Genomic DNA, 7,123 nt, shown 5'->3' with positions numbered 1-7,123 from the left:
CACATAGGAGACACGCCCTAGAGGATTCACGCGCGGATCGCTGAAGAGTACTGCTGCGGGCGATGAGTACGATCGTGCCCACGATGCCAAGGGAGGCAGATCATGTGCGGACGGTATGTTCTCGAGGTCGATGCTCAGGGGCTGATGCGGGCCTACGCCGCACAGCCGGCGAAGGCGTTCGACTGGGAGCCGGTGTTCAGCGTCGCCCCGCGCACGAAGGCCCCTGTGGTCCGCGAACACGTCGACGACGAGGGCGAGCTGCAGCGGACTGTCGAGTTCGCGCGCTGGGGCTTCAAGCCTGCGTGGGCCAAGGACAAGGGTCCGCGGCCCATCAATGCCCGCTTCGAGACAGCGCACACGAACGGAATGTTCCGCGCCGGCTTCGCGAGCTCCCGAGCCGTAGTGGCGATGACCGGCTACTACGAGTGGGTCGAGATGGACGACGGCAAGCAGCCCTACTACGTCCACGCCACTGGTGGCGAGCTGCTGCATGCCGCTGGGCTGACCACGGCCGAGCAGAACAGCGATGGGGAGTGGGACGTGTCCTTCACGATCATCACCCGCGAGGCGAAGGACGCCGCCGGCGACGTCCACGACCGCATGCCGGCGTTCTTGGACGACGAACTGATGGTCGACTGGCTCGCGCCCGGGAAGCTCGAGAAGGATGAGCGCGAGCACCTGCACGGCGTGCTCGGCGATGTCTCCGAGACGGTCGCCGCGTCGCTGGTGACGCACCCCGTCGATCGCGCCGTCAACAACGTCCGGACGCTCGACCGCAGCGATTCAGCTCTGATCGCGCCTATCGAGCTGGAGTGATGGCGGCGAAGATCTCCGCGGCGCGAAGTCTGTCCGCCCGTAGGATCTATTCACACACAGCGTGAGGTCGCCCGTTAAGAGTTTTCCGGCTCTTCGCAGATGGGGGTGTAGTGGCTGGTGACGGGGTGGGCGCGTCGGTGCGGGAATAGACGTCGAGGCCTCCCGATGATGGAAGTTCTGACGCTCGCCATCTGGAAGACCTCGACATGTCTAACGCTACCTTCTCAACCCCTGATCTCGATGCCTTCTGCGGCCTGGATCCTCGAAGCCATGACCGACGACCGTCACCTTCTCGCTCCGCGCGCAGATGACGACCGATTTACATGGCATCCCGGTCACGGATGCCCGAGCAGCAACTCACCCAGGCCACGCTGTCCTACGCATACGACGTGAAGCGCCCTAGGCTTCGTTCCTTTTTCTCTGTGGTACTCGGAACGCAACCCAGGGCGCTTCACGTCAACGCAATGGAAAGAGTGATTCTAGTAGACGGTCACCTTGACGAAGGTAGCAGGTCCGTCGAGGTTGATTCTTGAGTTGGTGCCAATCTTGGGGAGGGCCACGGTTGAACCATTCCAGGAATAATATCCTTTGCCTGCGTGACTCTTGGTAAGGAAGGCTTCCTGTCCCAGCCATGCCCCAGTCTTGGTTCCAACTCCAGTGAACCCGTAGTTCGGGCGCGGAACCTGACCCGAAATCGTGCACACATGTGACGACGAAGTGCACTTGTTCGTTACCGAAGTGAGCGCAGAGATTGCAGGCTCGTTTCCCGCGATAACAGAAGTCATCTCCCCGGTCGCGCGATCAACGGTGATGGTCTTAGCTTCGTCCGACTCGATGTACGCGTCGAGCTCGGCCCGGGTGTCAATAGAGCTGTCGTCGATCGAGACTTTAATGTCGCCGATCTGTACCGGACCATCTGTCTCGCCCGGCTCGGCCCAGGCAGGGACGGCTGCAAAGCCAGCCACTGTCAAAGTTGCGAGCCAGATCGCCGCATTCCTAATTGTTCGAGACATTTTTCAACCTTTCGTGAAGTACCTCACAATTCGAGGTGTGTTGAATGATGTTACCACGGCCACGCAGCCGTATGGATCTCAAACGCCAGGATTTAGTTTCGTAGTCAGATGGTCGCGGGTGCGGCCAGCTGATCCTTGACGTGAGCACCTGCCTTGGTGGCTCATTGCATGTGACCGTGCAGCAGGGGCCTGAATCCGCCGGTGTCGAGCAGCGATCGGAAGATGTAGTGGGCAAGGTTGCGGAAGCCCAGGGCTGTGCCGCGGAGGTGTTCGAGGCGGCCATTGATCGCTTCGGTGGGACCGTTGCTGGTGCCGGGCCGGTCGATGTAGTCGAGCACGTCCTCGACCCGGCGATTCAGAGTGCGGCCGAGGGTGATGACCTCGATCGGCGAAGCTGGAACATCGCCGGCGAGGTCCTGAATCACTGCGGCAAGTTGCTGCTTCGCGGCAGCGCGATCGGGGTTGAGGTATGCCTCCACGATCAGCTAATAGATGCCCCAGGTAACGTTGACCGCGGCATGCTCGTCGACAGCGAACACGCTGTTCAGACGGTCGCATTGGCGATCGGCGAGAGGGTCCGCACCGGTTCGGAGGACTCGGCGGATCCCGTAAAGGGGATACCCAAATCGACCGCGATGCCCGCAGGTGACCTGCTGGATCCGTTGCCGGCAGCGGTCCAGTGCGTCACCGGCCACGGCCCAAATCCCGTCACCAGCCGCTACACCCTCATCTGCGAAGAGCCTGCTTACCCTCGTCCCGACAGTGGATGCGAAGACGCTTGTCTTCTTCAGGCCGCGTCGACCGGCCTGTCAGAACTGAACGGGTGAACGGGTAGGGGTTTCTGACGCCGATCAGTTGGAATCTTCGACGAGGCGGCCGAGCCACTTGATGAGGAGCTCGGTCTCCGTCTTGCCCAGGACGTTGGGGTGGGCTGCGGCGAGTTCCATGGCTGCGGTGAGTTGACTACTGGTTCGTGCGCCCCTGTCCGTGATCGCGGCGATCGCGCCTTCTCGAACTGCGCTGGAGAGCGCGGGATCCGGAGTTGCCAGGATGATCTGACGGAGTGTGACGCCGATGTTTGTCACCAGAATGTGCGCCGCTGCCTGGTCTGACGGGACGGCGAGACGGTCCTGTTCCGCTGCTCGGGCCGTGATCCCACGGAGGATCCTGCTCGGGCGTGACTGTGCGTCGGGGGAGTGGCCCGGGCGGACCTTTCCGTACATGAGCGTATAGAACCCTGGGTTGGCCAGCCCGAAAGCGACGTGGGCGTCCCATCCGGCGCGGATGTCCTGTATCGGGTCGCCGGATGACTCCATGGACGCCTTCTCGCCGAGGTATAGATCGAATCCGTGGTCGATGACCGCGTCGATCAGACCTTGCTTAGAGCCGAAGAAGTGATAGAGCGTCGGCATCTTCACCCCGACGGTGTCGCACACAGCACGTAGCGAGAACTCTTCCCCTGGAGACGCAGCGATGAGGTCGGCAGCTGCCGCGATCAGACGCTGGCGTGTATCGCTTGTCGGCGCTCCTGTCATGCTGCTACGTTACCGCATGTAGCAGTCAGACACTGGTACATATCAATGATACGGGAGGCCTGTCATGGTTGAGTACGCACTCAACGGTAAGAACGTCCTGATCGCGGGAGGCGCGAAGAACCTCGGTGGACTCATCGCACGCCAGGCGGCCGAGGCCGGCGCGAACGTCGCGATCCACTACAACTCCGACTCCAGCCGTGCCGATGCGGAGCAGACGCTGGCCGCCGTCGAAGCGACCGGAGGTAAGGGTGCAGTATTTCAGGGTGATCTCACGGTCCCCGCGAACGTGGCCCGTCTGTTCGCAGACGCGAAGGCCGCTCTCGGGGAGATCGACATCGCGGTCAACACGGCCGGGAAGGTGCTCCGCAAGCCGATCATCGAGACGACCGAGGACGAGTACGACTCGATGTTCGACATCAACTCCAAGGCCGCGTACTTCTTCATCAAGGAAGCCGGGGCCCATCTCGCGGACGGCGGCAAGATCATCACCATCGTCACCGCACTGCTGGCGGCGTTTACCGACGGCTACTCCACCTACGCCGGCGGCAAGTCACCGGTCGAGCACTTCACACGTGCCGCGGCCAAGGAGTTCGCCGACCGCGGCATCTCCGTCACCGCGGTCGCGCCCGGCCCTATGGACACGCCGTTCTTCTACGGGCAGGAGACCCCCGAGCGCGTCGAGTTCCACAAGTCCCAGGCACTGGGAAACCAGCTCACCAAGATCGAAGACATCGCCCCGATCGTGCGCTTCCTCGCCACCGACGGCTGGTGGGTCACAGGCCAGACGATCTTCGCCAATGGCGGCTACACCACCCGCTGACCCGACACGCACGAGAACCCGACACGCACGAGAAGAGGAGTATTCATGTCAGTACCGAGCATTCCCGAACCGGTGGCGTCGTTCATCGTCGCCGTCAACAACCATGATGAGCAGGCGTTCCTCGACGCCTTCACGAAGACCGGCGCAGTGGACGACTGGGGCCGCACCTTCACCGGCCGACAACAGATCAACGCCTGGAGCGACAGGGAGTTCATCGGCTCGCAGGGCAAGCTGACCGTCGAGGAAGTCGACGACAAGGGTGCCAGGGTCGCCGTCATTGGCGACTGGCGCTCCAACCACGCCAATGGCCGCTCGAAGTTCGTCTTCGACATCGAGGGCGACAAGCTCGCAAAGATGACCATCCGCGAAGGCTAGAGCCGACACTCGCACCTCGAGCGGGCGTCCAGCCAGATGGACGCCCGCTCGTTGCTGTCGCCTCTGCGCCCGAAAGACCCCACGCCACACTCCTTCGGGCAGAGCTCGCGAGAGGCCGCATCGACGTTCTGTCCGCAATATCGAGGCATCCCAGTTTCAGTTGAAGCGTGATGGCGGCGCGCCGAAGGCGCGCGTGAACGCGGCGGTGAACGCTGCTGGGGAGGCGTACCCAAGACGAGCAGAGACCTCCGTGACGCTCGAGATGGGGAGCAGGCGAAGGCTGGTCAACAGGCGGGCGTGCGACCGCCAAGCCGCTGAGCTCGTGCCAGTTTGCGCGCGAAACTGGCGATCGAACGTACGCGAGCTCCTGTTCGCTGCCTGTGCCCAGGTCTCATTCGTCACCGCGAGGTCTGGTTCTGCAAGATACGTGCGGCACAGAGATCGGAACGGTTCGTCGTGCGGCAGTGAGACAGACAGGGCCATGGGGGTGAGATGGCGCAGTTCGTGGAGTGTCAGGTTGACGACCGCGCCGTCGTGTCCGGTGACGTCGTAGTCCGGCGCGAACGTGTTCGCGGTTCGAAGGAGCTCGCGCAAGAGGGGGTTGACTTCGGCGACCATGCAGCTGGCCGGCCACCACGGCACGGCGTCCGGTTCGATGTACAGGCTCCAGGTCGTGACATCGTCCATCAACACCTCGTGTGCGACTCCCGGCGGGATGAGGACGGCACGGTCGGTGGGAACGGTCCATGACCCGACATCGGTCTCGACCTGCATCACTCCGCTCGCGCCGTAGAGCAACTGTGCCCGCCGATGCGCGTGACGGGGCAGCACGTGACCGGGCGGGTAGTCCGTCCCGATCGGGAGTACGTCTACCGGAATGTGGTCGACGGCATCAAGGCGAAAGTTGTGCACGGCGCTACCGTAGTGGCTAAAACGCGAAAGTGTGTGAGTAAAGATCGATTGCCCGACACTGCGGGCGCGCAGTGTGATGGAACCATGTCACTGTTGGTTCTGTTCTTCGTAGGTTTAGCGGTCGGCGCGACGACGGTCCTGTTCGGCTTCGGCGGGGGCTTCGTCACGGTCCCCATCATCATGCTCGTCGACGCGGCGAGAGGGCCCGATGCGCTGCGCATCGCGATCGCGACGTCAGCACTCGTCATGGTCGTGAACGCGGTCATCGCGACCTCGGCGACGCGCCAGACCGTCCTTGCCCACCTTCGTGGACGGCGGACACTATTCGTCCTGCTTGCCCTCGGGGGCACGGCAGGTGCTTTCGGCGCGCTATTCGTTCCCGACGTCGTCCCGCGGTGGGGCTTCGTCATCTACATCGGCGTCACCGTTGTCGATCTGCTGCTCCGTCCGGGGTTCTTCCCCGGGCACGGACCAGCGCGACGGCCAAAGGAAAGCAGCGATCGCGCACTCCCCGATGGGTGGGGCATCCCGATCGGTGGACTCGCGTCCTTCCTGGGCGTCGGCGGGAGTGTGATGACCGTGCCGATGATGCGGCGCTCCGGCATGGACATGAGTGTGGCGACGTCGTTGGCGAACCCGCTGACCATCGCGATCGCGGCACCGGCGATGATCGTGGCACTCGTATTCGGCGGTGGCAGCGTCGCCTCGGTCCCAGGCTTGGTCGGGACCGTCGACGTCGCCTCGGCGCTCGCACTGCTGGCGGGTGCGATTCCTGTCATCGTCCTGCTTCGGCGACGGCCTCCGAGGATCAATAACGCCGTGCACAGTTGGGCCTATCTCGCGCTGCTTGTCGTGGCCGCGATCGCTGTGGCTGTCACAGGGTGAATTCCAGCGTGTTCGCAGACCACGACGACTTGGAGATCTCGTCCTAATCTCCAGTTTCTTGACCCCTTCACGATGGAGTCCTGTGCGTCATTTGCATGGCGACGGTGATTGAACGCTCGACCCGCTTCGTGCGCGTCGTAGCTCTGCCTGACGGGTACAAGCCCAACGCTGTGCGCCGGGCGTTCCTCGACGATCTCTCTCAGCTGCCAGCCTCGATGAGCAAGTCGCTGACTTGGGACCAGGGTCGATAGATGGCTGGACACCAGGAACTCGGCCTTGACCTGGGCATCGATGTCTACTTATCCGACCGTCGCCGCACGTGGCAGGGCGGCATCAACGAGAACACCAACCGCCTACAAGGCCAGTACCTGGCCAAGAGTGCAGATCTCCGCTCGTTCTCCATGCGCGAGCTCGACGACTTTGCCGAACACATCAACACCCGCCCAGGGCGCGTCCTGGACTGGGCCGGTGCCCACGATCGCCTCTGGCCACGGTTGCAGACTGCCTGGCGTCACTGAGCGAGGTCGTCCCGCAGCTCTGGGGCTTCGAGATGCTTGCGCATCTTCACGCTCGTCGTCTCATATCCCAGTGATTCGTAAAGGCCCCGGGCAACGGAGTTGAACCCGAAAACGCTGAGTCCGAGCGTGCGCGCGCCGCGAGCGTGGGCGTAGGTCTCGGCGAGCTGCATCGCAGCTCGTCCGTAGCCCTGCCCCCGGTGTTCGGGGTCGATGACCACGTCCCAGACCTGAATCGCCCCGGGTTTGTTA

The 7,123-nt window shown here is 63.1% G+C and carries 9 protein-coding genes and 1 pseudogene; 5 read left to right on the top strand and 5 right to left on the bottom strand.

Features of this window, described 5'->3' with window-relative positions; genetic code table 11:
- Window positions 1–102: 102 nt before the first annotated feature.
- Window positions 103–816, top strand: coding sequence for an SOS response-associated peptidase (locus tag CIK71_RS17095; RefSeq protein WP_096166875.1), 714 nt, complete (start codon window positions 103–105; stop codon window positions 814–816).
- 479 nt (window positions 817–1,295) lie between these two features.
- Here CIK71_RS17095 and CIK71_RS17590 read toward each other — a convergent pair whose 3' ends face one another.
- The 3 genes and pseudogenes from CIK71_RS17590 to CIK71_RS17080 form a co-directional block, all read right to left on the bottom strand.
- Complete coding sequence (locus CIK71_RS17590; protein WP_141393750.1) at window positions 1,296–1,829, bottom strand: hypothetical protein; 534 nt, start codon at window positions 1,827–1,829, stop codon at window positions 1,296–1,298.
- Between the two features lie 161 nt (window positions 1,830–1,990).
- A pseudogene (locus CIK71_RS17085) lies at window positions 1,991–2,524 on the bottom strand (ISL3 family transposase); the annotation flags it as partial.
- A 156-nt stretch (window positions 2,525–2,680) separates the two neighbouring features.
- Entirely contained in the window at window positions 2,681–3,364 is a 684-nt protein-coding gene (locus CIK71_RS17080) for a TetR/AcrR family transcriptional regulator (protein WP_096166874.1), read from the bottom strand.
- 64 nt (window positions 3,365–3,428) lie between these two features.
- Between CIK71_RS17080 and CIK71_RS17075 the strand changes: the two genes are divergently transcribed.
- Window positions 3,429–4,184: an SDR family oxidoreductase gene (locus tag CIK71_RS17075; RefSeq protein ID WP_096166873.1), complete on the top strand. Its 756-nt coding sequence runs from the start codon at window positions 3,429–3,431 to the stop codon at window positions 4,182–4,184.
- Window positions 4,185–4,229: 45 nt separating this feature from the next.
- Window positions 4,230–4,559 carry a nuclear transport factor 2-like protein gene (locus CIK71_RS17070; protein WP_096166872.1) on the top strand — a complete coding sequence of 110 codons (330 nt, stop codon included), beginning with the start codon at window positions 4,230–4,232 and terminating at the stop codon, window positions 4,557–4,559.
- A gap of 156 nt (window positions 4,560–4,715) precedes the next feature.
- On the opposite strand, the gene CIK71_RS17065 is transcribed toward CIK71_RS17070, so the two are convergent.
- Window positions 4,716–5,471: an AraC family transcriptional regulator gene (locus CIK71_RS17065; RefSeq protein ID WP_096166871.1), complete on the bottom strand. Its 756-nt coding sequence runs from the start codon at window positions 5,469–5,471 to the stop codon at window positions 4,716–4,718.
- 84 nt (window positions 5,472–5,555) lie between these two features.
- Between CIK71_RS17065 and CIK71_RS17060 the strand changes: the two genes are divergently transcribed.
- Both CIK71_RS17060 and CIK71_RS17055 read left to right on the top strand, forming a co-directional pair.
- Window positions 5,556–6,356, top strand: coding sequence for a sulfite exporter TauE/SafE family protein (locus CIK71_RS17060; RefSeq protein WP_096166870.1), 801 nt, complete (start codon window positions 5,556–5,558; stop codon window positions 6,354–6,356).
- Between the two features lie 251 nt (window positions 6,357–6,607).
- Window positions 6,608–6,874 carry a hypothetical protein gene (locus CIK71_RS17055; protein WP_096166869.1) on the top strand — a complete coding sequence of 89 codons (267 nt, stop codon included), beginning with the start codon at window positions 6,608–6,610 and terminating at the stop codon, window positions 6,872–6,874.
- Here CIK71_RS17055 and CIK71_RS17050 read toward each other — a convergent pair.
- Window positions 6,868–7,123, bottom strand: a 256-nt coding sequence (locus CIK71_RS17050; protein ID WP_141393749.1) for a GNAT family N-acetyltransferase, incomplete at its 5' end; no start/stop codon positions are given. The two genes, CIK71_RS17055 and CIK71_RS17050, sit on opposite strands and share 7 nt — an antisense overlap.

Origin of the sequence: Brachybacterium alimentarium, assembly GCF_002332425.1 — a bacterium.
Taxonomy (GTDB): domain Bacteria; phylum Actinomycetota; class Actinomycetes; order Actinomycetales; family Dermabacteraceae; genus Brachybacterium; species Brachybacterium alimentarium.
Note: the sequence above shows the minus strand (reverse complement) of the source record. Positions and strands in the feature narration are given on the sequence as shown.

Coding starts and splice junctions, on each gene's coding strand:
- CIK71_RS17095 (WP_096166875.1), top strand. CDS start 103: ATGTGCGGACGGTATGTTCTCGAGGTCGATGCTCAGGGGCTGATGCGG.
- CIK71_RS17590 (WP_141393750.1), bottom strand. CDS start 1,829: ATGTCTCGAACAATTAGGAATGCGGCGATCTGGCTCGCAACTTTGACA.
- CIK71_RS17070 (WP_096166872.1), top strand. CDS start 4,230: ATGTCAGTACCGAGCATTCCCGAACCGGTGGCGTCGTTCATCGTCGCC.
- CIK71_RS17055 (WP_096166869.1), top strand. CDS start 6,608: ATGGCTGGACACCAGGAACTCGGCCTTGACCTGGGCATCGATGTCTAC.
- CIK71_RS17075 (WP_096166873.1), top strand. CDS start 3,429: ATGGTTGAGTACGCACTCAACGGTAAGAACGTCCTGATCGCGGGAGGC.
- CIK71_RS17060 (WP_096166870.1), top strand. CDS start 5,556: ATGTCACTGTTGGTTCTGTTCTTCGTAGGTTTAGCGGTCGGCGCGACG.
- CIK71_RS17080 (WP_096166874.1), bottom strand. CDS start 3,364: ATGACAGGAGCGCCGACAAGCGATACACGCCAGCGTCTGATCGCGGCA.